27 protein-coding genes and 1 pseudogene are annotated in these 25,921 nt (G+C 55.0%); 5 read left to right on the top strand and 23 right to left on the bottom strand.

Going from position 1 to position 25,921, the window contains the following annotated elements; genetic code table 11:
- Window positions 1–402: 402 nt before the first annotated feature.
- The 6 genes from VH86_RS03590 to VH86_RS03615 form a co-directional block, all read right to left on the bottom strand.
- The gene (locus VH86_RS03590; protein ID WP_045831912.1) at window positions 403–1,179 is read right to left on the bottom strand and encodes an ABC transporter ATP-binding protein; all 777 of its coding nucleotides are present in this window, start codon (window positions 1,177–1,179) and stop codon (window positions 403–405) included.
- A complete protein-coding gene (locus tag VH86_RS03595; RefSeq protein WP_045816765.1) occupies window positions 1,176–1,862 on the bottom strand; it encodes an ABC transporter permease in 687 nt (228 codons plus the stop codon). Before VH86_RS03595 ends, VH86_RS03590 begins: the two co-directional genes overlap by 4 nt.
- 9 nt (window positions 1,863–1,871) lie before the next feature.
- A complete protein-coding gene (locus tag VH86_RS03600) occupies window positions 1,872–2,591 on the bottom strand; it encodes an ABC transporter permease (RefSeq protein ID WP_045831913.1) in 720 nt (239 codons plus the stop codon).
- Window positions 2,592–2,603: 12 nt separating this feature from the next.
- Complete coding sequence (locus VH86_RS03605) at window positions 2,604–3,452, bottom strand: transporter substrate-binding domain-containing protein (protein ID WP_231647090.1); 849 nt, start codon at window positions 3,450–3,452, stop codon at window positions 2,604–2,606.
- A gap of 21 nt (window positions 3,453–3,473) precedes the next feature.
- Window positions 3,474–4,661 (bottom strand): M20 family metallopeptidase, encoded by a 1,188-nt coding sequence (locus tag VH86_RS03610; protein ID WP_082082821.1) that lies wholly within the window; start codon window positions 4,659–4,661, stop codon window positions 3,474–3,476.
- A 275-nt stretch (window positions 4,662–4,936) separates the two neighbouring features.
- Window positions 4,937–5,824, bottom strand: coding sequence for a LysR substrate-binding domain-containing protein (locus VH86_RS03615; protein ID WP_045831914.1), 888 nt, complete (start codon window positions 5,822–5,824; stop codon window positions 4,937–4,939).
- Between the two features lie 106 nt (window positions 5,825–5,930).
- Here VH86_RS03615 and VH86_RS03620 point away from each other — a divergent pair, with 106 nt between their 5' ends.
- Both VH86_RS03620 and VH86_RS26260 read left to right on the top strand, forming a co-directional pair.
- The gene (locus tag VH86_RS03620; RefSeq protein WP_045831915.1) at window positions 5,931–6,635 is read left to right on the top strand and encodes an SDR family oxidoreductase; all 705 of its coding nucleotides are present in this window, start codon (window positions 5,931–5,933) and stop codon (window positions 6,633–6,635) included.
- 192 nt (window positions 6,636–6,827) lie between these two features.
- Window positions 6,828–6,959 (top strand): hypothetical protein, encoded by a 132-nt coding sequence (locus VH86_RS26260; protein ID WP_255352456.1) that lies wholly within the window; start codon window positions 6,828–6,830, stop codon window positions 6,957–6,959.
- A gap of 1 nt (window position 6,960) precedes the next feature.
- On the opposite strand, the gene VH86_RS03625 is transcribed toward VH86_RS26260, so the two are convergent.
- A complete protein-coding gene (locus VH86_RS03625) occupies window positions 6,961–7,893 on the bottom strand; it encodes an AraC family transcriptional regulator (RefSeq protein ID WP_045816769.1) in 933 nt (310 codons plus the stop codon).
- Between the two features lie 160 nt (window positions 7,894–8,053).
- Here VH86_RS03625 and VH86_RS03630 point away from each other — a divergent pair, with 160 nt between their 5' ends.
- Window positions 8,054–8,785, top strand: a complete 732-nt coding sequence (locus VH86_RS03630; protein ID WP_045831916.1) for an SDR family oxidoreductase — start codon at window positions 8,054–8,056, stop codon at window positions 8,783–8,785.
- A 120-nt stretch (window positions 8,786–8,905) separates the two neighbouring features.
- On the opposite strand, the gene VH86_RS03635 is transcribed toward VH86_RS03630, so the two are convergent.
- The 12 genes from VH86_RS03635 to VH86_RS03690 form a co-directional block, all read right to left on the bottom strand.
- Window positions 8,906–9,601, bottom strand: coding sequence for a DJ-1/PfpI family protein (locus VH86_RS03635; protein WP_045816771.1), 696 nt, complete (start codon window positions 9,599–9,601; stop codon window positions 8,906–8,908).
- A 63-nt stretch (window positions 9,602–9,664) separates the two neighbouring features.
- Entirely contained in the window at window positions 9,665–11,191 is a 1,527-nt protein-coding gene (locus tag VH86_RS03640; protein ID WP_045816772.1) for a sodium:solute symporter, read from the bottom strand.
- A complete protein-coding gene (locus VH86_RS03645; RefSeq protein WP_034822302.1) occupies window positions 11,188–11,457 on the bottom strand; it encodes a hypothetical protein in 270 nt (89 codons plus the stop codon). The genes VH86_RS03640 and VH86_RS03645 overlap by 4 nt, the downstream gene beginning before the upstream one ends.
- Before the next feature lie 172 nt (window positions 11,458–11,629).
- Window positions 11,630–12,568: a choline kinase family protein gene (locus tag VH86_RS03650; protein WP_045816773.1), complete on the bottom strand. Its 939-nt coding sequence runs from the start codon at window positions 12,566–12,568 to the stop codon at window positions 11,630–11,632.
- A complete protein-coding gene (locus tag VH86_RS03655) occupies window positions 12,565–13,500 on the bottom strand; it encodes a phosphotransferase (RefSeq protein WP_045831917.1) in 936 nt (311 codons plus the stop codon). The genes VH86_RS03650 and VH86_RS03655 overlap by 4 nt, the downstream gene beginning before the upstream one ends.
- Window positions 13,494–14,777, bottom strand: a complete 1,284-nt coding sequence (locus VH86_RS03660) for a Zn-dependent hydrolase (protein WP_045831918.1) — start codon at window positions 14,775–14,777, stop codon at window positions 13,494–13,496. The genes VH86_RS03655 and VH86_RS03660 overlap by 7 nt, the downstream gene beginning before the upstream one ends.
- Entirely contained in the window at window positions 14,716–15,513 is a 798-nt protein-coding gene (locus VH86_RS03665) for a DeoR/GlpR family DNA-binding transcription regulator (RefSeq protein ID WP_045831919.1), read from the bottom strand. Before VH86_RS03665 ends, VH86_RS03660 begins: the two co-directional genes overlap by 62 nt.
- Before the next feature lie 65 nt (window positions 15,514–15,578).
- Window positions 15,579–17,003 (bottom strand): amidase, encoded by a 1,425-nt coding sequence (locus tag VH86_RS03670; protein ID WP_231647092.1) that lies wholly within the window; start codon window positions 17,001–17,003, stop codon window positions 15,579–15,581.
- A 308-nt stretch (window positions 17,004–17,311) separates the two neighbouring features.
- On the bottom strand, window positions 17,312–18,280 hold the full coding sequence (gene corA, locus VH86_RS03675; RefSeq protein WP_045816797.1) for a magnesium/cobalt transporter CorA: 969 nt from the start codon (window positions 18,278–18,280) through the stop codon (window positions 17,312–17,314).
- Between the two features lie 34 nt (window positions 18,281–18,314).
- Window positions 18,315–18,785 (bottom strand): GNAT family N-acetyltransferase, encoded by a 471-nt coding sequence (locus VH86_RS03680; RefSeq protein WP_045831920.1) that lies wholly within the window; start codon window positions 18,783–18,785, stop codon window positions 18,315–18,317.
- Window positions 18,786–18,859: 74 nt separating this feature from the next.
- Complete coding sequence (locus VH86_RS03685) at window positions 18,860–19,180, bottom strand: AzlD domain-containing protein (RefSeq protein WP_045831921.1); 321 nt, start codon at window positions 19,178–19,180, stop codon at window positions 18,860–18,862.
- On the bottom strand, window positions 19,170–19,844 hold the full coding sequence (locus VH86_RS03690; protein ID WP_045831922.1) for an AzlC family ABC transporter permease: 675 nt from the start codon (window positions 19,842–19,844) through the stop codon (window positions 19,170–19,172). The genes VH86_RS03685 and VH86_RS03690 overlap by 11 nt, the downstream gene beginning before the upstream one ends.
- A 102-nt stretch (window positions 19,845–19,946) precedes the next feature.
- On the opposite strand from VH86_RS03690, the gene VH86_RS03695 reads away from it, so the two are divergent.
- Both VH86_RS03695 and VH86_RS03700 read left to right on the top strand, forming a co-directional pair.
- A complete protein-coding gene (locus VH86_RS03695) occupies window positions 19,947–20,495 on the top strand; it encodes a helix-turn-helix domain-containing protein (RefSeq protein ID WP_045831923.1) in 549 nt (182 codons plus the stop codon).
- 133 nt (window positions 20,496–20,628) lie between these two features.
- Entirely contained in the window at window positions 20,629–21,150 is a 522-nt protein-coding gene (locus tag VH86_RS03700; RefSeq protein ID WP_045831935.1) for a GNAT family N-acetyltransferase, read from the top strand.
- Here the strand turns inward: VH86_RS03700 and VH86_RS03705 are convergent.
- The 4 genes and pseudogenes from VH86_RS03705 to VH86_RS03720 form a co-directional block, all read right to left on the bottom strand.
- Window positions 21,147–22,547, bottom strand: a pseudogene (locus VH86_RS03705) (ABC transporter ATP-binding protein). The gene VH86_RS03700 and the pseudogene VH86_RS03705 overlap by 4 nt on opposite strands.
- Window positions 22,544–23,326, bottom strand: a complete 783-nt coding sequence (locus VH86_RS03710) for an ABC transporter permease (RefSeq protein WP_045831924.1) — start codon at window positions 23,324–23,326, stop codon at window positions 22,544–22,546. Before VH86_RS03710 ends, VH86_RS03705 begins: the two are co-directional and overlap by 4 nt.
- Entirely contained in the window at window positions 23,323–24,255 is a 933-nt protein-coding gene (locus VH86_RS03715) for an ABC transporter permease (RefSeq protein ID WP_045831925.1), read from the bottom strand. Before VH86_RS03715 ends, VH86_RS03710 begins: the two co-directional genes overlap by 4 nt.
- A gap of 2 nt (window positions 24,256–24,257) precedes the next feature.
- Window positions 24,258–25,784, bottom strand: coding sequence for an ABC transporter substrate-binding protein (locus VH86_RS03720; protein WP_045831926.1), 1,527 nt, complete (start codon window positions 25,782–25,784; stop codon window positions 24,258–24,260).
- Window positions 25,785–25,921 lie beyond the last annotated feature (137 nt).

Raw genomic sequence — 25,921 nt, forward strand, 5'->3', positions numbered from 1 at the left:
AGCGCGGAAAGCACGCTTTATGCACACTTTCCTTGTGTGATTCGAGGCGAATATATAACAGGCTAATTTGAGTTAGCAACAGATGAAGATGAACTTTGCGATCTGATTTATATAGGAAATTTCTGATACTTGGCTTTAAGTCGTTGAAGTTAATCCAGGATTAATGTGTGGAATGGAGCTGATTTATTTTTTATGAGTGTTCTTATACGCCTTATTTTCTTAAGATTTATCGTAAGAAACATCTCAATCATTAATATATTTCATGATGAAATGGTCGATAAGGTACATTAGTCGGAATGTGACATTCTGCCGTCTATTTTTTCTCTGCCCATTGAAACGAAAAACCCCGAAAGTTGGTTATCCAACTTTCGGGGTTCACGTTAAGAAGCGGGTTTGTCAGGATTAACTGTTGCGGTGTAAATGACTACTCACAAATGCGCGACATCGATCTGAGAGCGGATCAGTGAATACCTGCTGTGGTGGCCCCGACTCTTCGATTTTGCCCTGATGCAGAAACACCGCTTTGTTGGAGACATCACGCGCGAAGCCCATTTCGTGGGTGACGATGATCATCGTACGTCCCTCTTCAGCCAGGCTGCGGATCACCCGTAACACTTCGCCCACCAGTTCAGGGTCGAGTGCGGAGGTGGGTTCATCAAAAAGAAGCGCTTTGGGCTGCTGTGCCAACGCACGCGCTATCGCCACACGCTGCTGCTGCCCACCTGACAGCTGCGATGGCCACGCGTTGCGCTTTTCATACAGGCCGACTTTATGCAGCAGGGCTTCAGCTTCCTCAATCACCTCTTTATGGCCGCGTTTTTGTACATGCACGGGCGCTTCAATAATGTTCTGCAGCACCGTTTTGTGCGGCCACAAATTGAAACTCTGAAACACGAATCCCAATTGCATGCGCATCAGTTTGATACGGCTCAGTTGCTCCCGGCTCAGTTTCTCGTTGGGATTGTCAATGGTGACCACCTCATCCCCGACCGCGATTTCCCCGCCTTGCGGCACTTCAAGAAACGGAATACAGCGCAATAGCGTACTTTTTCCGGAACCACTGGCGCCAATCAGCGATATCACGTCGCCATCCTGCGCCGTCAGGCTGATGTCATGAAGCACCTCATGCCCGCTATAACTTTTTCTGAGATGACTCAGGGCGATAGTGGGTTTACTCATTGACGTGCTCCAACATGATAAGGTGACAAACGGCGCTCCAGCAGCGCCACCGCTTTACTGACCAGCACAGTCAGCAGCAGATAGATGATCGCCGCACTGATAAACACCTCCAGCGCGCGGAACGTCTCCGACACAATCGAGTCCGCAATACCGGTCATTTCCATCAAGCTGATGGTGCTGACCAGTGAAGTGGATTTGATCATCGAGATAATTTCATTGCTGTAAGCAGGCAACGCCTGACGCACGGCGAGCGGCAAGGTGATGCGGCGCAGCGTCGTGAAGCGCGACATACCGCTGACTTTGGCTGCCTCAAGCGACTGCACGCTAACGGCATTAAGACCACCACGAAGAATCTCCGAGGTGTAAGCCGCATCGTTAAGCACCAGTGCAATGAGCCCGCACCAGTAGGGATCGCGCAACAGCGGCCACAGCACGCTCTCGCGCACTGCCGGTAAACTCCCCAAACCGTAATAGATCATAAAAATCTGGATTAACAAGGGTGTGCCGCGGAACAGCCAAACGTAAAAGCGGGCAAAGACGCTACCATAGCGATTCTGGCGCAGCAGGTTGAGCAATAACGCTAAAATCCCCCCACCCAGCAGTGACAAAACGGCCAGATTAAGGGTCAGTGGTAAACCGCGCAGCAACGCGGCCAGCGTATGCTGTAAAAAGGTGAAATCCATCGTGGCTCCTTACAACCGCGCGCGTTGTTGCCCGCGCATGGCCACTTTTTCCACATAGCGGAAAATAAAATCGGAACAGGTGGTGATGATCAGGTAGATCACCGCGCCAACGCTGTAAAAGAAAAACGGCATTTGCGTGGAGTTGGATGCAGTGGAAATCTGGTTCATGGTTTCCACTAAGCCTGTGACGGAAACCAGTGCAGACTCTTTGATCACTGATTGCCATTGATTCCCCATGCCTGGCAGCGCGGTGCGTAGCGCCTGCGGCACGATCATGCGGCGAAACAACATCAGTCGTCCCATACCCGTCACCGTAGCCGCTTCCAGCGTGCCTTTCGGGATGGCGTAAAATGCGCCACGAAACACACCACTCTGGTAAGCGCCAGAGATCAATCCGATGGCGATAGCCCCGGCGACAAAGCCGTTAACATCAAATGGCCCCTGCATGCCCAATGTTTCCCCGACGAAGGAGACCACCTGACGTCCGCCGAAGTAAAACAAATAGATCACCAGCAGCTCAGGGACACCGCGAAACAGCGTGATATAGCCATTAGCGAGGCGCTGTTGCCAGCGCGCACCACCAATTTGCATCCAACAGAGTAGGCTACCGAGCACCGCGCCCAACAGCCATGCACACAACGAAACGGTGACGGTCACCGTGGCGGCGTCAAGCAACACGCCGCCCCAGCCTTCGTCACCAAAACCTAACAGTTGCCAGTCAATAGTCATAAGCGCTCAGCATTACTCCGCAGGCGCGACGTTCTCGCCGAACCATTTCTCTGACAGCTGCTTCAACGTGCCATCTTTGATCATTGAAACTAAAGCCGTATCCAGCGCCGCTTTGAGCTCCGGGTTGTTCTTCTGAATGGCAATCGCGGAACCCTGCCCTAACACGCCGCCGGAGAAGCCGTAACCGGTGCTGTTCACGGTATCGGTGTGTTTTTTCACATAGGCATTCAGGTTGGTGCGTGACGCCATCACCGCATCAACGCGACCGTTAAGCAGGTCAGCAAACGTTTCCGGGCCAGCCTGATAGGTGCGGATGGTGGCAACATCAGCCAGATATTTGTTGAGGAAGTCAGCCTGAATAGTCGCGACCTGCACGGCGATAGTTTTACCTTTGAATTTTGCTTTCAGCGCATCGATGGCCTTCGTCATGCCCGCCTCGTCACCCGCCTGAACGACTTCACCGTTACCCGGCAAGGTATCTACAGCGCTGCCTTTCAGGGTCACAAAACCAGACACGCTCACGGTGTACTGATGGGTGAAATCCACCACTTCTTCACGCTTAGGTGTCACGGTAACCGCATCAATGACAGCATCATATTTGCCATCGACCAGGCCTGGGATCATGCCAGACCATTTCTGCGCCACGATTTCATATTTGAAGCCCGCACGCTTAGCCAGTTCCGCCACCATATCGGGCTCATAGCCAACAATTTTGCCGCTCGGCGTAGACTGGTTGAACGGAGGATAAGCCGCTTCAGTCGCGAATTTCAGCGTGCCAAAATCTTTTGCCTGCACCAATGCAGAAGCAGCCAGCAACAACAGGCCAGCGGAAGCGGTAAACAGCCCTTTACGCATCATCATAAAACCTCAGAGTTCATTATTTTAGGAGAGTAAATCGATGGCTAAACGGGCTAATGCCTGAGTGCCTGCATGAATGCTGCGTTCATCGGGTTGGTAATCCGAATTATGCAGATGGTCGTCGCGTCCTGGCGCACCGGATCCAATGTGGATCTGGCAACCCGGCGCTCGCTCAGTAAACAGGGAGAAGTCCTCCGCGCCAAAACTGGCACTCGGTTTCGCCACAATCGGCTTACCAAACTGATGCGACAAAATCGGTTCGAGCGCATCAATCAGCGCATCATCATTCATTAACGGGGGCACGCCGCGCTGATAGTTGACATCAATGCGTGTATTCAGCGACAGCGCCACACCGGCACAGATACGTTTAAATGCGTGCTCAATATGCGTGCGTGACTCAGGTGACTTCGCCCGCACGGTGCCCTGAATCAGGCAGCTATCGGAAATGATGTTGTGCGTCGAGCCACCGTGAATATGGCCGATGGTCAATACGGCGGAATGTGCCGGATCGAGTTCACGTGAAATGATGGTTTGCAGTTGGCTGATGAGGTTCGCCGCCGCAATAATCGGATCGGTTCCCATGTGCGGGCGCGCAGCATGAGTGGATTTGCCGTGGACGACGACATCGAATTCGTCGCTGGAAGCCGTGCTGGCGCCGCGCGTCAAGGCAATTTCACCTGCCGCCAGCTCAGGCTTGTTATGCAGGGTGATCGCCACATCTACACCCTCTGCCACGCCATCAGCAATCATCGCCTCGGCGCCACTCTCTGGCGTCTCTTCTGCTGGCTGGAAGATCAGCCGCGCGGTGCCTTTTAACTGGCCGCGATATTGCGCAACAATCGCCGCCACACCCAGCAGCGTCGCCGTGTGGATGTCGTGGCCGCAGGCATGCATCTTACCGGGATAGGTGCTGCTAAAAGGTAATCCGGTTTGTTCCTGTATCGGCAGCGCGTCCATATCGGCGCGGATCAGGAGGGTATTGCCCGGCTGTTCGCCCACAATGTCCACGACCACGCCGGTTTTGCCGACGCCTGTTTGTGGCGAAAGACCAAGGCGCAGCAATTCCTGCTCGACGATATGAGCGGTACGAATCGTGTCGAACCCCAGTTCGGGATGCGCGTGAATATCACGGCGGATGGCAATGAGGTGCGCTTCCATGCTTTCGCTTTTGGCGCTGATGTCCCTGGCTAAAACATCTTTAAGGTCTGTCATGATGGCATTGATCTTTTCAGGCTGACGCCTGGCCTTTATGGCATTTTTATGATGGTTGACCTCGTATTTATTCACAGCCATAGCAGGATTGCAACGCGCATTGCTAATGGTTACTTGCTGAAATATCGTGATATTTTGCTAATCCACTGCGTTTGCAGGATAAAAGCCCGGGTTCGCATCTTCAGTCAGTTATAACATTCATAATCCACATAAGATCATCAGATTTACTGATTTTGTGATTGAACAAAAACGGAGCAATTTTCGGCCCTTTACCGCTAATTTATCTGTTCAAGCAACCACGCACGCACGGCATTTACGCTCGTGTGTTCACGTGGACGATGGGGAGAGACCAGATACCAGCCCGCATCAACGTTCATTTGCTGAGGAAAGGCGGGCACCAGACGACCGTGTGCGAGATCGTTTTCGACAAAGTGCGGACTGGTAAGCGCAATGCCTTGCCCGCTGATCGCTGCCTCTAAGGCCAGCGCAGTCTGGTTAAAACGCAAATGATGCTGATGATGTAGCGTGTTGTGCGGGAAAAGATTAGAGAGAAACACTGGCCACAAATGGTGCCCGTCATGCAGTAAAACATAGCGCTCAAAGCTATCCCGATCCTGCGGGTCGCCCAACCCAGCCAATAAATCCGGACTCACCACTGCCAATACACTTTGACGAAACAGCAGCGTGGCATCCAGCCCTGCCCCAAACGGAGGGCGGCCATAACGCACCGCCAGATCAACCCCTTCATGATGAAACTGCACCAATCTTTCTGAGGCCAGTACGCGAAGGTCAATATCCGGCCACGCGGCGGTAAAGGCCGGTAAGCGAGGTAGCATCCAGCGGCTGGCAAAAGTCGGCGTGACACTCAAGGTCAAGCGGTCCGGTTCGGGTCGCAAAGCACGAGTGGCCTCATCGATCAACTCAAACGCCTGACGGACACTCACCGCATAACCTGCACCCGCTGCGGTTAACGCCAAAGTCCGCGGCAGCCGTTCGAACAATTTCAGCCCCAGACTGCTCTCCAGTCCACGAATTTGCTGTGCCACCGCGCCCTGAGTGACACCAAGCTCTTCAGCAGCGAGGCGAAAATTGAGATGACGCGTCACCGCTTCGAATACTTTCAATGCATTAAGCGGCGGTAGCGTGGGGAACCCCTGACTCATCCTGTAGTTTTCCTATCGTCAATTGCGAATCAGACTGACTCTCTGCAGCCGAATTTAGCCCCTATACTGCAATAAATCGACTTCTAATCTAATAAGGATACGAATTATGACAGTAGAAAAAGTCGCAGTCATTGTGGCTGGCGGCAGCGGCATGGGTGCCGCAGCAGCAGAAAAACTGGCGGCGGAAGGCTATAACGTTGCGATCCTTTCCTCCTCTGGCAAAGGGGAAACGCTGGCTGACCGTTTAGGCGGATTAGGTATCACCGGATCCAATCAGTCAGTGGATGACTTACAAAAACTGGTTGAGGCGACAATGGCGCGTTGGGGCCGCATTGATGTGCTGGTCAATAGCGCCGGACATGGGCCGCGTGCGCCGATACTGGAACTGAGTGATGATGACTGGCAGCGCGGCATGGAGACTTATTTCCTGAACGTGGTGCGCGCAGCACGTCTGGTGACGCCTATCATGCAGAAACAGGGCGGCGGCAGCATTATCAATATCTCTTCGGCCTGGACGTTCGAACCCACCGACATGTTCCCGACTTCAGCGGTTTTCCGCGCCGGACTCGCCTCATTCACCAAAATTTTCGCTGATGCTTACGCAGCGGATAACATTCGCATCAACAACGTGTTACCGGGCTGGATCGACAGTCTGCCGAAAAGTGATGAGCGTCGTGAGAGTGTGCCACTAAAACGCTATGGCACTGCAGAAGAAGTCGCCGCCACCATCGCGTTTCTCGCCTCACCCGGTGCGGCTTACATCACTGCTCAGAATATCCGGGTTGATGGGGGGGTCACCCACAGCGTATAAAATCGACGCCTCCAGCCACGTAAAGTCCCATTTTGCGCGGCTGGGGCACCTCTCTCGCTTCTCCCCTCGCATAAACAAGACTGGTCTCGTCGATCGCTGCTTAAGAAATAGTCAGAATGTTCCTATCCGCTGCAAGATATTTCTGAACGCAGCCACGCAATATCCGATTAAACATTTTGACCCGAGGTGACTATGCAAACGATTTTACGTGCGCGAATTCATGCGCTTTTCAATCCTGAACGCCATCAGATCTGGCAATGGATGCTGACAGGCTGTGCCCTGTTTTGGATTGTGGCGGTCATCGCCGTCATGGGAATTCGCTGAATCAGTGCGCCTGCAGTCGCCCGGTTAATTGCGCAGGTGGCAACAGCTCAAATGCTCTTTTCATCACTCTGGCTTCCTCCGCCGGACTGCGGCCAAACATCCGTTTGAATTCGCGATTAAACTGGGAGTCGCTTTCATAACCCACACGCGCTGCGGCACCGGCTGCGGTGAGATTATCGCGAATCATCATTAATCGTGCCTGATGCAAACGCAGCGATTTAAGATATTGAATCGGAGACGTCTGCGTCACTGTTTTGAAATGCAGATGGAAACGGGGCACGCTCATCCCCGCTTCGTTCGCCAGATGCGGTACATCCAGTGGCTGTTGCCAGTCGGCATGGATGCGCTGCAGTGCACGGGCAATACGACCAAAATGGCCTTGATAGGTTAACGCCGCACGCACTGCCCCGCCCTGCTCACCCATCAAAATACGGAAACAGATCTCCTCTACGCGCGCCGGTCCCAGCACTTTAGCCTCCAGTGGATCGCTGAGTGCTTCCAGTAATCGCAACGTACTTTCGGCCAGCACCTCATTAATCGGCGTGGAGATGATCCCTGCCGGCGGTACTGTGACCGCTGTTTCAACTTCGGCAAGTTGCGCGACCAAACGCGCGACCATCGTAGCATCCAGACGAATCGCTATCCCCAGCAGCGGCTCTTCAGAGGTCGCTTCGGTCTCGGCGGAAAAGGGCAACGGCACTGACAGCACCAGATAATGCTGCGCATCGTAGCGATACATTTTATCGGCGAGAAAGGCGCGTTTTGATCCCTGGCAAATAATGATAATGCTCGGCTCATAAAGTACCGGCGTACGCGCCCACTGCTGATCAGCACGCATAAAGCGCACATTCTCCAGTAAGGATTCGGTATAGCCTTCCTGGCACGCCAGTTGGCGCAACAGATGGCAGGTTTGCTGTTTTACCGTGTTCGACATAGATAGCGTTCCAGGGAGAGGTTCAGGCAAAGCATAGCCATTTCGTTCTGTCATGCACAATGGCGGCGAGAGAATCAGGCAAACATTCGCAACAATTCGGTCTGTTATGTCTGACTGACTTTTTCAACAATGACCTCGTCAACTACACGAGGAACCTATCATGAACTTCAACGAAAAAGTTATCCTGTTAACCGGTGCCAGCAGCGGGATTGGTGAAGGCATCGCCCGTCATCTTGCGCATCAAGGGCATAAACTGGTGCTCGGCGCACGCCGTAGCGATCGTCTGTCCACCCTGTGTGATGCCTTGCTCCGCGAAGGTGCCAGCGTCGACTTTCTCGCAACCGATGTGACGCAACGAGGTGATACCCAAAAGTTGGCTGATTTCGCTCTGGAAAAATACGGGCGCATTGATGTGATGATCAACAACGCTGGCGTCATGCCGCTTTCGCCTATGAGTTCAATGAAAGTTGAAGAGTGGGATTTGATGCTGGACGTCAACGTTCGCGGCGTGTTGTACGGTATCGCTGCGGTACTGCCCACCATGCAGGCACAGCGTATGGGGCACATTATTAATATCGCTTCCGTGGGTGCGCTGACGGTTTCCCCCACCGCCGCTGTTTACTGCGCAACCAAATATGCGGTTCGCGCCATTTCCGATGGTCTGCGCCAGGAATCGCGTGAGCTGCGCGTCACGGTAATCAACCCCGGAGTGGTGGAATCTGAATTGGCGGACAGCATCAGCGATAGCGTGGCGCGCGAGGCGATGAAAAGCTATCGACAGATTGCACTCAAGCCTGATGCTATCGCCAGGGCGGTAAGCTGGGCCATCGATCAGCCTGGCGAAGTAGACGTTAACGAAATCACCGTGCGCCCTACTGCCAGTGGACATTGAGGGGAAATATCCCTGGCGATTTCAGGCTGAAATTCGCAGAAATCGCTGCGAATTAACTCCGCAGCGATAATCAATTTCACCTTGATAATCGGCGTTTACAATGGGTGAATGAGCCACTCGTTAGCGCTTAAGTTTCGCAGCCGCCGCTTCTGTCGCTATCCGGCGGCGAGCAAGAAAGTCGTGCATTTGATTTTGCGCCTGCGTCAGTCGTTGCGGCGAGGCGCTGCGTGGTGAACCTGCATGAAACGGTGGCGCGGGATCGTATTCCATCTGCAGTTGAATGTTCTCCGCCACGTCGCGCCCAAACAGTTCCTCAGCCACGGTGAGTGCAAAATCGATCCCTGACGTCACTCCCGCACCGGTTATCCGATTACGATCGCGCACCACGCGTTCAGCCACGGGCGTTGCGCCCAACAGGCTGAGCTGATCCAGCGATCCCCAATGCGAAGTGGCACGATATCCCTGTAACAAACCGGCGGCCCCCAGCACCAGTGAACCGGTACAAACCGAGGTCACCCATTGCGCCTGTTGTGCCTTCTGCCGCACAAAATCCAGCGTCTCTTCATCCTCCATCAGCGCAATTTGTCCCGGACCGCCAGGAATGCAGATCAGATCGAGCGGCGGACACTCGGAAAACGTTGTCGTCGGCAGGATGGCTAAACCACGGTCGGACATCACCGGTTGCCGGTCTTTCCAGATAAGAAAGTTACTCACGCCGGGCATGCGGGCAAAGACTTCCCACGGACCGGTGAGATCGAGTTGGGTGAGATCGGGGAACAGCAGCAGACCAATATTGAACGGCGAAGAGACGGCCATGATAGGCTCCGATTAGGGGTCAGAGCGTTATCATGGCCTTGATACGAAAAGGAATGCAACCGGTTAGTTCATCAGCGGTTTTGCCACCGGCGCTTTCACGCCATCAGCCAGCGCGAACAACGCTTCGACACGGGCTTTCTCCTTGTCGTCAACCGGGATCAGCACACCACACACCACAAACACTGCCACGTTACCCGCCAGACCAACAATGCCGCTGGTGAGCGAGCCGAGCGCCGGGATGTCATCCGGGAAGAACACGGTGAGCACGATAGCGATGATAATCCCGGTCATCATGCCCATCAGCGCGCCTTGTTTGTTTCCAAAACGGCTAAAGATGCCAAAGAACAGCGGCACAGCCAGCTGAATGATCCCCTGATAAGAGATCTGTGCCAGCAGCTGTAAACGGGAATAGTTGAAGGTGAAGTATGCCAGCAGCGCCGCAGCCACGATAAACACCACCATGCCCGACTTCGCCAGCACCGTTAGTTGACGATCGCTACGCGGTTTATTCCAGGTCGCCAGATCGTTGGCGAACTGGGTACCGCACACCTGCACGCAACCATCAACATGACCAATACTGGCAGCAAGAACAATCACCAGCGCCAGTGCCAGCAACCACGGACCGCCTTGATCAAACAGCGCAGTGAAGAAGCCATTTTGTGGATTCGCCTGTACGTTAGGATCCTGGCTGACTGCCGTGGCAAACAGCATCAGAATGGCATAGAAACCGCCCACCAGCAGAATCGTCAGCAGGGTGCCTTTCTTCACAGCACGGATGCCGCTGGCGGTATAAATACGCTGGAAGCTCATTGGCCAGCACATTGACCCAATCACGCCAGTGAAGATCAGGCTGAACATATACCATGGACCATAGTGCGAACCTTCCGCGCCCGGAATCTGTAGCATTGCGGGCGGCAATGTCGCCAGTTGGCCGAAACCATGATCGCCACCAAACAGCAGCACCACGCACACCAGCGCGCCCAAACCATAGGCGATGATGCCCTGATACATATCCGTCATGATCAACCCACGCATGCCCATGCTGACGGTCCAGTACTGACGCACCAAAATCAACAATACGCCAGCGATCAGGCAGGTGGTGACACCCCAACGACCAAAGCTGGCAAATTCCACCAACAACGCCAACGCCTGAATGCCCATCACCACCCACGGAAATACACAGATGATGCCGATAATTGACGCCACACGCTTTACCGCCGGGCTATTAAAACGCATGCCGAGCAGATCGGGTTGCGTGGTCAGGTTAAAGTGCTGGCCCCATTTCCACGCGCGGCGCGCCATCAGATACATGGCCGTCACGCCGAGCGTCGAGTACACCGCACCGTAGAAGCCGATGACCCCGCTCACCGACAGTGAGAAGAAAGCGGTGAAGGTCGCCCCCGGCCACCACGAGTTGGTATAACTCATGGCGATATACCACGGCCCATAAGAACGGCCACCGACGGCGTAATCGGAAAAGGAGGTGCTTTTACGATTGGTGGCGTACAGCACGGCAATCATGATTGCCAAAAACAGGCCAATCATGCCAAAGGTAATTAAATAATGGGGTTCTGCTGCGTTGATTTTCATGCGACTTCCTCATCATCCGGAATTTCGCCAAACGCGCATTCCGCCAGATACATAACCCATAATCCCACACCGAGGAATACCGCAATCGCGAGCCAATAAACGATCGGCAGAGGTATTCCCAGCAATAATGCACTACTCCCGCTAACGCTTAAATAAAGCGGTGGACAAAGTGCCAGCAGCAATAATGCCAACAGGTATAGGGCGAATATTTTATTTTTAATACTTATGCGGGCGCGTAATTGCTGCGCCATGACCATCGAACTCATAATAACCTCCTCAATATTACTTGACGGTGTGCGCACTCCTTTACCTGCTGAATATCAGCATTTCCCCTTTGGTGTAACCTCAACGATAAAAAGCAAAAGCGCTGCCCGAAGGTACAACGGACCGATAATGTTATAACCTGACGAACAAGGAGTTAAGGACTCTGGGTTGAACTTACAATGCGCGCAGCCAGTTTTCCCAATCGGGATGATTTAGCACGCTGCGCGCCCGTAAATGTTTCCAGGCACCATATTTCGAAAAATCAAAATCGATATCAGCCACATGATGTTGAATAATGGCCCAGGTTGACCATTTCATATCGGCCAGGTATTTATGGACTTGCACGCGCGCAAATAATGCGGCATCCACTTTGCCGAAATAGTCCTCCAGTAATTCCTGTTCAATTTTCGGAGTGAAAAACATTTCACCAAACCATAGCGCTAACTCATAACAGCGATCATTATTTGATGCATATTCAAAATCAACCAAGCGAATATCATTCTGCGCGTTAAGCATAAAATTACCGGCCAAAGTGTCATTCATGCATGGCACCAAATCTATTCCCGCTGCTTCTAACGCCTGCTGCGCGCGCTGTGCCTGTTTGTGCAACCAGGCGGCATCGGCAGAGAACGCGACATTGAGTGCACTGACCTGCTCAATGTGTTCGTTTAGCATGTCGAATACGGTTTTGTTCTGCTTGAGCAACGGCTGGTCGTTGAAGCTTTTCAAGCCCTGCAACGCACGATGGCGAATCGCAGATTGCTGAAAATCGAGATTAGACGATGCGCGCCAGCCATCAATGAACTCAAACACTTCCACACCCAGATCGCGCAGATACGCCACCACCGGCACGCCGTAGCCGGTTTGCGCGGCTTTCAGGCTCGCTTCATGTGCGGTGTCACGATTGATAAAGCGTTCGGTGCCTTCGCCGGGAATTTTGACGAAATAAGCACAAGGCGCGCCTTCTACTGCGACATGCCAGTTGGCGTTAGAAATACCGCCGCTCACTGGACGATACTGCACCGCCCTGCCCTGCCATTCCGGCATCGCCGTGATGGCTTGTTCGACCCGCTGTTCCTGCCAGCTTTGTGCTTCACCCAGAGATTTGCTCATTTTGCCTGCTCCGCAGTCAGGTTTAACCAACGTTCAAAACGGGGATCGCTCAGGCTTTGACGGCAACGTAACAGCATCCACTGACCAAGCTTGGCAAACTCCAGACCGCGCGAGCTGGTGGCGCCGTTCAGCATGCCCCATAGCGTCCAGTGATAGTCATCAACCAGCGCATACAAGCGGCAACGCGCCACATCGGCCTCGCTGCAGTCCCCGCGCCACGCCCGAATAGCATCACGCCAGCGGTCGTCGGTAGGCAATTGTTCGTGGATGAGCGTGGCGATATCGTGCCAGGCATCGCCCCGTGCAGCGTAGTCAAAGTCCAGTAAGCGCCATTCACCCTGAGCGTTGACCATCCAGTTGCTGGCAATGTTATCGCCGTGGATCAACACGGGTGTAAACGATGCGGCGCTGAGGGCCTCCCACGCCAGATCGACACATTCCCCCATCCACTGCAGCTCCTCTGGCAATTGCACACCATGCGTTTCCACTTGCAGACGTAGCTGCAACATATCCTGTTGGCGACTGTGTGAGGGCAGTGGCAAACCAGAGTGGTGTAGTTTATCCAGCGTGCACGTCAGGCTGGCAAAGTGATGCGGATCGCGTAACGCATCCAGTCGCGCCCAGCGGAAACCGTCATCCAGCGCCGCAAAGATCAGTACGCCAGTGTGCGGATCGGCGTGGCACAGCGCGGGCGCGATGCCCAACTCGCCCGCCTGACGGCTGATTTCGGCACTGCGCTGGAAATCGATCAAGGCTTTCTGATCATCGAACAGCACCTTGGCGTAATAACCCTGGCCCGCCGACTGCAAGCGAAATCCGGCCCATTCCGTCGCCAGCCGATGCGGCGACGCCACGCCAGCGGTACCGGGCTGAATATCAAAGGATTGCGTTGGCTGCCAATCCGCCAGCGCTTGCTGCAAACGTATCAACATAGGGCACCCTCCCCGTTCAGGCATAGCTCACTCAGCAGCGCCATCAGCAGATCGAGACCGCGATGCAGGTCGGCGACGGCGGTGAATTCACGTTCATTGTGCGAGAGACCGCCCACGCTAGGCACAAACAGCAATGCAGTTGGGCAGTGATAGCTCATGCTTATCGCATCGTGACCGGCCACCGAACGCATCGGCATCGCCTTCAACCCAAGGTTTTCCGCCTGTGCTAAGGCCAGTTCACTGAGTGCCGAATGTAACTGCTGCCGTGGACGATACTGCGATCTGTCGAGACTGACATCCGTTGCGGTTAACTGCGCAATCGATTGCATTTGCTGGCTGAAGCTGTCGCGCAATTGGCTCAACAGTGCTTCATCAGCAGAACGAAACTCTATAAATAAGGTGGCCTCAGAAGTCACGACATTCGGCGAATTAGGCGCAGTTTCCAGGCGACCCACTGAGCTGTGCAGCGCGTCGCCACAACGTTCGGCCTCGGCACGCACCGCCACAATGGTGTGCGCGGCCGCCAACAGCGCGTCCCGCCGACGCTCCATTAAGGCGGGGCCAGTATGGTTTTGCTCGCCGCGAAACGTCACCTGCCACTTCAGCGCCGCCCAGGTTTCTGTCACCACACCAATCTGCTTCTGCTGCAACTCAAGATGTGGACCTTGCTCAACATGCAGTTCGCAATAGGCCGCCACCGGCAGATCCGCTAACGCCGTTCCGCAATAGCCAATACTTTGTAACGCTGTTTCCAGCGAGATGCCTTCGCCATCACGGCATGCGAGCGCCTGCTCCAGCGAGAGTGCGCCGGTGAACACCGAACTACCGGTCAGACTGGGTTGAAAGCGCGCCCCTTCCTCATTGGTCCAGTTCACCACCGCCAGATTACGCTGCGCGGTGTGCGCCTGGTCGCGCAGCTGGCGAGCCAAGGTTGCAATGGTCACCGCTGCACCGGTGACGCCGTAGGCGCCATCGAAGCGTCCTCCCTGCGGTTGGCTATCCAGATGCGAACCGCACAGCACCCACGGCGCGCCTTCACAAAGCGTCATCAAGCCAAAGATATTGCCAATTTCATCCACGTGAACGTGAAAACCCTGTTGCGTCAGCCAGGTACAAAAGGCATCGCGCATTTGCTTATCCGCAGCGGACGCCGTCAGGCGATGTAAGCCGCCTGCGGGTGTCGCACCGATGCTGCTGCTGAGGGCGAACAGCGCATCAAACGCCTGATAATCTTGCGGTGTCATCCGCGGCATTGCCGGGATGGAGGATGTTGACATGGGCACTCTCCAGACTCGCTACAAAAGCTGCCGCAGGTCGCGCATTGGTCACTAAGATGTCGACCGCGCTAAACGACAGCGTGTTCACAAAGGTTCGCAGTCCAAATTTGCCTTCATCTGCCAGAATCACACTCTGGCGACAGTGCGTGCTCAGCACGCGCCTTAATAACGCCTCAGGCTCTTCGTAATCCATAAAACCGTTGTCCCGATCCACTGCACCTATGCCCATAAAGGCAATGTCGTAGTGGAATTGACGTGCGAACTCCAGCGTATGGGGGCCAATGAGTGCGTTATCATTTCGCCGAACGCGCCCTGGTGTTAGCGTGACAGCGTTGTCGCTTTGCTGCGTCAGCAGCGCGGCGATATCCATTGAGTTAGTGACGACCTTCAAACGTGAGAAGCGGGTCAGCTGCTGCGCCAGTGCCAGCGTTGAGGTGCCGGTATCCAGAAACAGCGCCATCCCCTCTTCCACCAATTCGCTTGCCAGCTGACCGATTCGCGCTTTAGCACGTGGCTTGATACGGCTGCGGATCTGTAACGGCTGCTCTTCGCTGGGCACCGGTAAAATGGCACCGCCGTGCACGCGCCGTAATACGCTTTGCTCTTCCAGATATTTAAGATCGCGTCGAATCGTCTCTTCTGATACCACGAATTTCTGCGCCAGCTCCGTCACGCGTACCCGCTTTTCGTGGTGTAAAATCCGTTTTATTTCATCCAGTCGTGGCTGATTAATCATGCTTACCTTCTGTTTTGATCGACCAAAACCGCAGTATACCTTTAGGGCGGTCTCAAGGCCGCGCCCTACAGAGAAGGTTGATGTTGATCCCACGGCATCAGCGCTTCGAGCGCCGCGCAGAACTGCAAAACGTCGCCTTCCGCATAACGTCGGCCAATCACCTGCAAACCCACCGGCAACCCCTGCGGGGTAAAACCACAGGGAATCGTCGCCGCCGGATTACCACTCAAATTGAATGGCCAGGTGAAAGGTGTCCAGCGCGCCCACTCTACTCCGCTATCGCCCGGCGACTGATTTTCCGGCACATGGCGATCGGCCGCGAACGGCAGAACCGGCAGCGTAGGCGTGATCAGTAGATCCACGCTGTCAAACAAGGCGTGTACCTGTCCGGCAAAGGCCGCACGCTGTTTTTGTGCCGCCAGGTAGTCGGCCAGATTCAGGCTTTGCGCGCGTTCAATCAGCGCGGCAAAGCCCGGATCGAGCTGGTCAAGCTGCTGCTGCAGTGCGGCGCCATAAGCCACACCGCGCCCGCCGCTCCATAAGGTGTCAAACGCATCGAACGGTGATGACCAGTCCAGCGGGCGTGCCATTAGCGTCACTGGCAAAGAATGAGCAATCTGCTCTACCGCCTGTTCAACGCAACGCGCAATCTGCTCGTCGACCGGGGTGTTGAACAGCGTTGGACTGTAATGCACACGCAGTGAAGGCAGCGGCTGGTCGCAGCGTGCCAGCCAGGATTCACTTTTGGCTGGCAGCGCCTGGTGGTCGCGCGCATCCGGTCCCGAAAGCAGATCAAACAGCAGCGCGCTATCACGAACGGTGCGCGTCATCGGTCCGGCATGGCTGAGCATTTCAGTCGCAGACCACGGCCAGGTCGGGATGCGTCCCAGCGAGGCTTTAAGGGCGAAAATGCCGCAATATGCACCGGGAATACGCACCGAGCCACCACCGTCAGAGCCCAGCGCCGCAGGCACCATGCGCGCCGCAACACTGATTGCCGATCCCGAACTGGATCCACCACTGGTTAGCGCCGGGTTCCACGGATTGCGCCCATGGCCAAATACCCGTGAATAGCTTGATCCGGTCCAGCCAAACTCGGTGGTTGCGGTTTTACCGACAATGATTGCTCCCGCCGCCTTCAGTCGCTCAATAATGGGGGCGTCACTTTCTGGCACGTTATCCAGTGAGGTCAGTGATCCTTTGGTCGTGCGCAAGCCTGCCGTTGAGAACAAATCTTTCACGCCGAACGGCACACCGTGCAGTGGGCCACGAATCTTGCCTGACTGACGTTCGCGGTCGCAGCTTATAGCCTCTTCCAACGCCTGCTCATCGTAAACATCGCCAAAGGCATTCAATGTGGGATTGTGGGTTTTGATTTGCTTAAGGCAATTTCCCACCAGCGTTTCGCTGCTCACCTCGCCGCAACGTATCTGTTGCGCCGCATTAATGACATCAGGCATTGAATGAGATAAAGCCGGGTCTTTCGCCATTGTTACACCCTGTGTTTCTGGCATCACTATGAAGCGATAGTGGCAACTGTTGGCGAATGAAGCAAGACCGGGTTATGTGGTTAATGTGGGATATGTTGTATTTAATCTGCCGTTATTATAGGAAAAGATGATGATGGAAAAAGCAGCAAGATGACGAATCCATGGCAATTCGGTGAAGGTTTTGCGTGACAACACGCGCAGCGACTCAGATGCTGGAAATTCGCTCGGGGAAATATGCGGAAAGGAAATCTCAACTCACTGCGCCGCTATCACCAGCGCAGTGATAATAAAGTCATCTGATAAAAAGATTACAACCAGCCCGCTTTTTTCAGTCGTGACCACATCACGCCACAAATCGCCAACGTGACAACCAGCACCGCAGGGTAGCCGAAGTGGGTTTTTAGTTCGGGCATATCAGAGAAGTTCATGCCGTACATACTGAAGACAATGGTCGGGACGATCAGCACCGCACCCCAGCCAGCCAGCTTCTTATTCACCTCACTCTGCTGAACCGACACCAGCGCCAGATTAACCTGCATCGCACTGGTCAGCATTTCGCGCATGTCTTCGGCATCGATCATCACATGGTGAGCATGATCCTGGACGTCACGCAGGTAGGCGCGCAAATTCTTCGGGATAATGTCTTCGTGAAAACGCGCCAGCTGGGCGCAGATTTCAGTCACCGGCATCGCGGCATTACGCAGCGCCAGCAGTTCGCGCCGCAGATGATAGACATCTTCGAGGGTTTTACTGTCAAAGCGCGTGGTAAACATGCCCTCTTCCAGCGTACCAATGCGTTCGCTGAGTGATTCGGTGATTTTGCTGTAGTGGTCGACGATAAAGTCGAGGATGCAGTAAAACGCGTAACCCGGTCCCTGGCACAACATGGTGTGGTTTTTTTCTGCTCTGGCGCGAATCGCCGCATAGCCTTCTGATGATCCGTGACGCACGGTGATCAGGAAGTTTTTACCGAGGAAAAAGTGGGTTTCACCAAAGCTGATACGCTGCTGATCATCAAGATGTGCCGTTTTCACCACGATAAAAACCGATTCACCATACTGCTCAATCTTCGGGCGCTGATGGGCTACCAGCGCATCCTCAATGGCTAACTCATGTAAGCCGAACTCTTCCTGCAACGTCTGCATAAAAGCCGGTTCAGGCTGATTCAAACCCAGCCAGATAAACGCACTCTCGTCTTTGAGTACTTCGCTAATGTCGGCGACATCGACATGCTCTTCACGTTTTCCGTGGCGATAGGCCACGCAATTAATCACCATTTTGGCGCTGTCCATGTTGTTTTCACTTACTTAATCATAGTGTCAGTATCATTTCGACGCAGGGGAGATCGGCTTTGGCTAATGCGGAAGGATACAAGGCCTCACGCACGGTGCTAAAGCCATGCCGCAGATAAAAACCGCTGGCATTGGGGGTTGCGGCCAGGGTCAGTTGACGGAAACCGCGCTTGCGGGCTTCCGCGATAATCGCGATCATAATGGCGCTGGCATAGCCTTTGCCGTTGCACGCTGGCAGGGTAAATATCGCTTCTACGCTGCCGCTTTTGAGATCAAGAAAACCCGTGGCTGCGACACCCAGTTCAGGATCGTCAATCACGAAGAAGGGATTACCCTTGATCGCCTCAAAGTAACCTGACGGCAACGCATCAGGCGTCCATGCAGCAATCACTTCAGGCGGATAAACTGACTGGCAGCCATAGCGAATCGCGAGATTGCGGATGCGCCACAAGTCGGCTGCTTCATGTGGATGAGCTAAGCGCGGTGTCATGGATTTTTCTCTGTGCGATGATGACGGATATCCCACAGTAGCAAAACGCTTGCCGCGCGTGTGTTCTTTTTGGTTCAGGGCACGCCAAGATAACGCAGCAAGGCGGTCATTGTGGCCGCGCCAATTATCACCAAAATCAGCGGCGTACGACGCCAGGCGAGAAACACAGCAAATAACACGCCGGCTATCCGCGCGATACCCGCAAAATGGTTCCCTTCAAATAATGCCGTGGTGACGGCAACCGCCAGCAACAGCACCGTCGCAGCATCCGAGAGCATATTGCGCACGGAATCCGACATCTGCATACGACTTCCCAAACGGTAGCCCGCAAAGCGCATCACGTAAGTGCCAACGGCCAGCAGCGCGATACCGGCGATCACGAGATTATTGTGCATTTTTGCGCTCCCGCCAGCTAAGTAAACCCAGTAACGAGAACAATACCGGCATTCCCGCCGGAACAAACGGCGTGGCGAGCACTGACAATGCGGTGCCGAGCGTAGCCGGAATACGCGTGCGACGTTGGCGCAGGGCGGGAAAGATCAGTGCGATCAAAATAGCGGGAAAAACCGCATCGAGACCCATCGCTGAGACGTCGGGGATGAAGCGCCCGATAAACGCGCCGCACACCACGCTGAGTGGCCAGATTGCAAAAATGCCCAAACCACATACCCAATATGCGGCACGTCGCTGAGAGTGCGTCTTTTGCGAAATGCCAAACACCACGCTTTCATCATTCATGATATGGCAACCCAGCAAACTGCGTCCGCCCTGCCCGACCAGATCTTTCACCGCAATACCAAACGGTAAGTGACGCGCATTGACCAGCAAACCTGCCGCCGCTGCCGTAAGCGGGCTCCCACCCCCAGCTACAATACCGATAAAGAGAAATTCAGATGCGCCTGCCAACACCATCGTGGAGAGCGCGATCGGCACCCACAGCGGAAAACCATCTGCCGCTGCCAGCGAACCGTAAGAGAGTCCAACAATACCGTCGGCCAGACATACCAGAAAAATCGCTTTTAATATGCCGCGATCAAGCGGAACTGCACCCAGACGCATCACAATTTGATCTCATATCGAACAGGAAAGCCGTTATAATGAACGCACCCTGAGTGTTTTACAAGATGAACAAAACGTTCGATATAAAGAACAGGAGTAATTGTGACGCCGCCTATCGATCTTATCTCTGCTGGATTAGTGCGTGAACGTCAGCGTGCCGGACTCTCGTTAACCGAAGTCGCTCGTCGCGCCGGTATCGCGAAATCCACGCTATCCCAGTTGGAAGCGGGCAACGGCAATCCCAGCATTGAGACGCTATGGTCATTGTGCGTGGCGCTGAATATTCCTTTCGCCCGTTTGATGGAGCCGGAAGTGAAGCGTTTACAAGTGATCCGTCGCGGCGAGGGCATGATGGTGTCAGCTGAATTAGCGGATTATCAGGCAGCACTTCTGGCCAGCTGCCCGCCGGGTGGACGCCGCGATCTCTACCTGATCACCAGCCAGCCAGGCGCACCGCGCGCCTCGCATCCGCATCCACCGGGTTCCGTAGAGCACATTATCATTGCTCAGGGCCGCGCATTAGTCGGCCCGACTGATGCGCCCGTTGAGTTGCATCCCGGTGACTACATCTGCTATCCGGCCGATGAACCGCACATCTTCGAAGCGCTGGAAGCGAATACCATGGCGGTGCAGCTTTCCGAGCAAAACTAGCAACGGTCCCGTATACCCTCGCCCACTCGGGCGGGGAGCCGTTACCCATAATAATTTCCTCTGATAAAACCCGATGATCGCCACGCAGCGCAGTGGCATGCTGTGTTTTTCGCTAGCCGATTATCAGGAACATATGGATATTATTCCCGCCCGACCGCACCACGCCGCCGCCATTCAAAAAATCTATGCCTGGCATGTGTTACACGGCACCGCCACCTTTGAGACAGAGCCTCCCAGCGAAAGTGAAATGCTAAACCGTATCAAGGATGTCCAGCAGCGCGGTGGCTTCTGGCTGGTGGCGCAGGAGGATGAACAGGTGCTGGGTTACTGTTATCTGGCGCCTTATCGACCACGCTATGCCTATCGCTTTACGCTGGAGGATTCGATTTATCTCGACTGCGAGCAAACCGGACGTGGCGTAGGACGGGCGTTATTGCAAAAAGCGATTGCGCTGGCAGAAGCAGCTGGTTTTCGTCAGATCATCGCCATCGTCGGGGATAGCGCCAATCAGGGATCGCTGGGTTTACACCGGGCGCTCGGCTTTGAGCACACCGGTGTGATGAAATCGGTGGGCTTCAAACATGGCCGCTGGCTCGACACCGTCGTGATGCAGCGCTCACTGGGTGTCGGTGATAGCCAGCCGCCAGAGCGTTAAGCCGCCTGCATCGCGATCACGCGATCTGTCCCCTTCTCCAGCAGTTCGCGATCGTGACTCACCAGCAGCACGCCGCACTGCTGCTGACGCGCCATCTGGGTGATCAGCTGCAGGGTTTGCTGCTGTACCAGCGGATCGAGTCGCGATGTCGGCTCATCAGCGAACAGGAAAACCGGTTCAAGCAGCATGACGCGTAGCAGAGAAAAGCGCTGTAATTCGCCGCCCGAGAGCGAATCCGGGCAGCGCGTGAGCTATGAAGGATCTAAAGCCAATTGCTCCATTAGCCTGTCGCGTTTTGACCGTTCAATGCAATGACGGCGCAGCACATCCTCCAGGCTTTGTGACAGCGTGCGTGTGGGGGGAAACAGCGCCGAGGGATCCTGATAGATCTTCTGATACTTCAACGCACTCGCCGCAACATGACGTGTGATGCTGCCCTGTTGCGGTGTGAGTAACCCCAGCAATACGTCGCCAAAGCTGCTTTTCCCACTGCCGCTGGCACCATGTAAACCGACCATTTCCCCAGCATGCAGGACGAAATTCTCTGGCACGCCCAACGTATTTCCGCCGCGCTGCAGTTTTATACCCTGCGCACTCACCACGGGTTTGCTGCGGATCACCGTGGTTTGCCGTTGCGGCCAGGCAACGGGATCGGCGGCCAGCAATTCGCGGGTATAACCCTGCTGCGGGGTGTGCAGCACTAGCTGTGCTTGGCCTTGCTCGATCACTTTGCCTTTGTGCATGACGATGACATTTCCGCCCAGCTGACGTGCTAGCGCGATATCGTGAGTGATGGTCAGCAACGTCCCACCTTCCGCCACTTCACGACGCAGCAATGCAGAAACGTCATCGCGTCGGGAGGCATCCAACCCCTTGGTCGGTTCATCTGCTATCAGGATTTCTGCACCGCCTGCGCGCGCGGCGGCAAATGCCGCGCGCTGTGCCATGCCGCCGGATAATTGCCACGGGAATTTCTGTGCCGCAGCCTGTAACCCTAATTGTGTGAGGTCATCCTGCGCAGCTGCCACACTACGCGGCGCTGAATGTCCTCGGATATAGCGATAACCTTCCGCGACCTGCTGCTGAATTGCCATGGTGGGATCCAGCGCCAGCCAGGGTTCTTGTGGCAGGGAGGCCAGGGTGCTTCCCCATAAGCTGCGTAACGCATCGCGATCCTGCGGTAACTGATAACGTTGACCGTTAATAATTAAAGTTCCGCTAGCCTGCAAGGCCTTCGGCAAGATTCCCATCACCGCTTGCGCCAACAGGCTTTTTCCTGAGCCTGTCTCACCCAATAAGGTGAGCGGCTGGCCAGGTTGCAGCTGAAAATCGACGGGTTCCACCAGCGTGGCATCCGCCGTTGTTATCGTAATGCCGATGGCCTGTAATCCTTTCATACACGCTCCTTTTTCATCATCAGGTTGAGGCTAATCAGCAATAAAAACAGGGTGACGACAGGCTGCAGCAGCAACCACGGGGCTTCCCAGGCAAAGGGCAGCAGCTCGGTCATCATCAGGCCTAGCTCCGGTGTGGGTGGACGGACACCCACGCTGATAAATCCAAGCGCCGATACCGCCATAATGGCGCTGCTGAACGAGAACAGCGCAAGCGTGAGCAGCACCGGTGCGAGGGCTGGCCACAGATGACGACGAAAACAATAGATTGGGTTGAAACCCAGCATGCTGGCGGCCTGCATGCCCGGCGAATGCACAATAGGACGCAAGGTGGCACGCGTGACGCGGAAGAATTCCACCCAAAGCACCAATGAGATCCCTAACCACAACATCTGCGGCGAGTCAGGTGCAATTGCGGCGAGTAACAACACCAGCAGTAGCCCTGGCAGCGCCAGGCACATATCCCCCAGCATACTGACTACACGGTCGATCACACCGCCATAGAGCGCGCTGAGGACACCTGCCAGCACTCCGACCAGCATTGCACTGATCACGCACAGCGCTGCCAGGCCCAGTGACAGGCGCAACGCCGCACTCAGGCGCGGTAGCATGTCACGCCCCAGGTGATCGAAACCTAGTAAATTGGCCTGGCTGGGAGGCTGTAACATGTTGAGCAGTTCTTGTTGCAGAGGATCACCATGATGAAACAGAGGCAGCAAAAAGGCGTAGCTCAGCAGTAGAGCCAGCAACAACCCACCGACGTGGCGTGAAGTCAATTTCATGGGCGCGTCCCTCGCGGATCAAGCAGATGACAACCTGCATCTACCAGCATATTCAGCAGGACAAACAGCAGGCCGAGCGTCATCGCACTGGCCTGAATCACCGGCACATCGCGGGCAAAGATGGCATGAACTAATGCATGACCAATGCCCGGCCAGGCAAACAACGTTTCCACCACCACCACGCCTTCCACCAGCCAGACAAACTGCATGCCAAACCAGGTGAGTACCGGGGTGCCGAGGTTACGTAGACCGTGACGTTGCAGCAAGATGGCGGGTGTCAGACCTTTTTGCGCCCCCCACTGGTAATAGCCCGCATTCACCACCTGCCAGGTGGCTTCACGCACCACGCGTACGCCCACCGCGCTCAGCGACAAGGCCAGCGTCATCGCCGGTAACAGGAAATGCCGTAATTCACCGTGTCCCGCACTCGGCAGCCAGTCGAGTTGCAGCGCGAACAGCACAATCAGCAGCATACCCAGCGCAAAATGCGGCACCGACTTAAGCAGTGATGACAGCCAAAACAGCAGACGATCCAGTTTGCCATTGGCGTGGCAACCGGCCCAGATACCCAACGGCAGTGTGATAGCCAGCGCCAGCAGCAAGGATGCCCCGGCTAACGCCAGCGTCTGACTCAGTTGCCAGCGCAGTTCATCCATCACCGGTTCGCCGGAGACCAGTGAACGGCCAAAGTTAAATTGCAGCAGGTCCAACAACCAGTGCAGTAACGCACTGCCTTGCTCAGCAGCCCCGCTTAACTCCTGCTGTACGCGTGCGACAGCATCGGCATCAACCCGGTCATAGCCGTAGCGACCGCTGGCAATGCGCCACGCCATGTCACCGGGCAATGACCGCACCAGAAACCAGGTGAGTAAGCCCACTGAGAGCATCACAAAAAACGCCTGCATTAGACGCCAGCATAATTGTCTCATCCTCACGGCTCCCAACGCAGTTGGCGCAGGCCGAAATGACGCTCAAACGGATCGAGCGCGACGTTTTGCAACTGACTGTTGATCGCTGCAGATTGTTGATACCAGGCGATGGGAATCACCGGGAGATCCTGTTGCAGTGCCGTAGTGATGAGCGTTCGAGCTTGGGCACGCGCGGGCGCATCGGTGGATTGCGTCAGAGTATGCAGTGCGTCACTGAATCCTGTTGGATGCCAGTTCATCGCCCCCCAGTCACCACCTTTCTCGGCATAATCTTGCAGCAAGGTGCCGGTAGGATCGGGTGTCAGGGCGAAATTACGTGAGAACAGCGCCATTTGTAATTTCCCGCTGTGATGCTGGGCGGGAATTTCGCTGGCATTAGTTGAGTTGATCTTCACTTCAATACCGACTTTGCGCAGCTGTTGCTGGATAACCATTGCCATCAACGGCAGTTCCGGGCGATCCGGGAAGGTCAGCAGTGTCAGGCTGAAACGCTGGCCGTTGCGCGTTAGCACTCCGTCTGATCCTGATTGCCAGCCGGCTTTTTGCAGCAGGGTAACGGCCAAATCGGGCTGATAGGCCAATGGTTGCAGCGTCGCGTTATGCCATTCGCCCATGTTTGGCGGGAACAACTGGCTGGCAGCACCTGGATAACGCAACACCGCCATCGCCAACGCATTGCGATCAATGGCCATGCTAATCGCTTCGCGCACCGGCTGTTCCGCTAACAGGGGATCCCCCAGATTAAGCTTCAGCATGAGCGTGCGCGGCACTGGAATGGCGGGAAGCTGCAGCGTCGGCTTGCGTGCCAGACGCTGACGGCTGGCCGCATCAAGATTGAACACATAATCCGCATCACCGCTTTCTGCTAATAGCGCGCGGGTTTCTGCCCGGCCAGAAGAGAGATAACTGGCAGCGGCGATATGCGGTTTCTCTCCCCAGTACTCTTCAAAACGTTGCACCGCTAACGACTGCGGCGGTTGAAATGCCGTCAGCATAAACGGTCCAGAGCCGATGATGCGTGTGATGTTGCCCTGTGCATCCCAACTGGATAACGCCAAAATTTGGGAGCGGCTTTCCGCCAGAACGGAAAGCAACGGGGTGAAAGGCTCGCGCAGTGTGATGGTCACCACTTGCCCTGCCCCTCTGATCTCACTGATCGGTGTCTTGTCCAATAATCCCGCTTTACTGCGTGCCGTATTAAGTGATTTCACCACCGCTTCCGCATCGAGTCGCGAACCATCATGAAAATGCACGTTCTCGCGCAGCTGTAATTGCCAGCGCAAACCGTCTTCCGATACCTGCCAACTTTTAGCTAATGCTGGGATGGGCTCACCGCGTTCGTTCACTTCCACCAGCGTTTCCACCACATCCATACGCAGGAGAATGTCGCCAGAAAGCGCCGGATCGGCTCCTTTAATTTCAAACGGAGCGGCAATGCGCACCGTGTTTTCCTGATGCTGCGCCGCGAATGAGGCGCACGAAGCCAGGCCGAGCGCCGTGGCGATCAGCATTTTTTTCATTGATTTCATTATAGTTTCCGAAAAATACCGCTACAAAAAACCCAGAGAAATTACGTTATAACATAACAATACACATTTAAACACAGATCGCCTGCAGGGATAAACGGTTGCGGGGGTGTTTATGACAAATTGGCGCTGCATGCTCG

This window comes from Pantoea sp. BL1 (assembly GCF_000963985.1).
In the GTDB taxonomy this organism is placed as follows: Bacteria; Pseudomonadota; Gammaproteobacteria; order Enterobacterales; family Enterobacteriaceae; genus Pantoea; species Pantoea rwandensis_B.

Excerpts from the sequence above, each read along its gene's own strand:
- VH86_RS03590 (WP_045831912.1), bottom strand. The coding sequence starts at position 1,179 with ATGAGTAAACCCACTATCGCCCTGAGTCATCTCAGAAAAAGTTATAGC.
- VH86_RS03595 (WP_045816765.1), bottom strand. The coding sequence starts at position 1,862 with ATGGATTTCACCTTTTTACAGCATACGCTGGCCGCGTTGCTGCGCGGT.
- VH86_RS03600 (WP_045831913.1), bottom strand. The coding sequence starts at position 2,591 with ATGACTATTGACTGGCAACTGTTAGGTTTTGGTGACGAAGGCTGGGGC.
- VH86_RS03605 (WP_231647090.1), bottom strand. The coding sequence starts at position 3,452 with ATGATGATGCGTAAAGGGCTGTTTACCGCTTCCGCTGGCCTGTTGTTG.
- VH86_RS03610 (WP_082082821.1), bottom strand. The coding sequence starts at position 4,661 with ATGACAGACCTTAAAGATGTTTTAGCCAGGGACATCAGCGCCAAAAGC.
- VH86_RS03615 (WP_045831914.1), bottom strand. The coding sequence starts at position 5,824 with ATGAGTCAGGGGTTCCCCACGCTACCGCCGCTTAATGCATTGAAAGTA.
- VH86_RS03620 (WP_045831915.1), top strand. The coding sequence starts at position 5,931 with ATGACAGTAGAAAAAGTCGCAGTCATTGTGGCTGGCGGCAGCGGCATG.
- VH86_RS26260 (WP_255352456.1), top strand. The coding sequence starts at position 6,828 with ATGCAAACGATTTTACGTGCGCGAATTCATGCGCTTTTCAATCCTGAA.
- VH86_RS03625 (WP_045816769.1), bottom strand. The coding sequence starts at position 7,893 with ATGTCGAACACGGTAAAACAGCAAACCTGCCATCTGTTGCGCCAACTG.
- VH86_RS03630 (WP_045831916.1), top strand. The coding sequence starts at position 8,054 with ATGAACTTCAACGAAAAAGTTATCCTGTTAACCGGTGCCAGCAGCGGG.
- VH86_RS03635 (WP_045816771.1), bottom strand. The coding sequence starts at position 9,601 with ATGGCCGTCTCTTCGCCGTTCAATATTGGTCTGCTGCTGTTCCCCGAT.
- VH86_RS03640 (WP_045816772.1), bottom strand. The coding sequence starts at position 11,191 with ATGAAAATCAACGCAGCAGAACCCCATTATTTAATTACCTTTGGCATG.
- VH86_RS03645 (WP_034822302.1), bottom strand. The coding sequence starts at position 11,457 with ATGAGTTCGATGGTCATGGCGCAGCAATTACGCGCCCGCATAAGTATT.
- VH86_RS03650 (WP_045816773.1), bottom strand. The coding sequence starts at position 12,568 with ATGAGCAAATCTCTGGGTGAAGCACAAAGCTGGCAGGAACAGCGGGTC.
- VH86_RS03655 (WP_045831917.1), bottom strand. The coding sequence starts at position 13,500 with ATGTTGATACGTTTGCAGCAAGCGCTGGCGGATTGGCAGCCAACGCAA.
- VH86_RS03660 (WP_045831918.1), bottom strand. The coding sequence starts at position 14,777 with ATGTCAACATCCTCCATCCCGGCAATGCCGCGGATGACACCGCAAGAT.
- VH86_RS03665 (WP_045831919.1), bottom strand. The coding sequence starts at position 15,513 with ATGATTAATCAGCCACGACTGGATGAAATAAAACGGATTTTACACCAC.
- VH86_RS03670 (WP_231647092.1), bottom strand. The coding sequence starts at position 17,003 with ATGGCGAAAGACCCGGCTTTATCTCATTCAATGCCTGATGTCATTAAT.
- corA (WP_045816797.1), bottom strand. The coding sequence starts at position 18,280 with ATGGTGATTAATTGCGTGGCCTATCGCCACGGAAAACGTGAAGAGCAT.
- VH86_RS03680 (WP_045831920.1), bottom strand. The coding sequence starts at position 18,785 with ATGACACCGCGCTTAGCTCATCCACATGAAGCAGCCGACTTGTGGCGC.
- VH86_RS03685 (WP_045831921.1), bottom strand. The coding sequence starts at position 19,180 with ATGCACAATAATCTCGTGATCGCCGGTATCGCGCTGCTGGCCGTTGGC.
- VH86_RS03690 (WP_045831922.1), bottom strand. The coding sequence starts at position 19,844 with ATGCGTCTGGGTGCAGTTCCGCTTGATCGCGGCATATTAAAAGCGATT.
- VH86_RS03700 (WP_045831935.1), top strand. The coding sequence starts at position 20,629 with ATGGATATTATTCCCGCCCGACCGCACCACGCCGCCGCCATTCAAAAA.
- VH86_RS03710 (WP_045831924.1), bottom strand. The coding sequence starts at position 23,326 with ATGAAATTGACTTCACGCCACGTCGGTGGGTTGTTGCTGGCTCTACTG.
- VH86_RS03715 (WP_045831925.1), bottom strand. The coding sequence starts at position 24,255 with ATGAGACAATTATGCTGGCGTCTAATGCAGGCGTTTTTTGTGATGCTC.
- VH86_RS03720 (WP_045831926.1), bottom strand. The coding sequence starts at position 25,784 with ATGAAATCAATGAAAAAAATGCTGATCGCCACGGCGCTCGGCCTGGCT.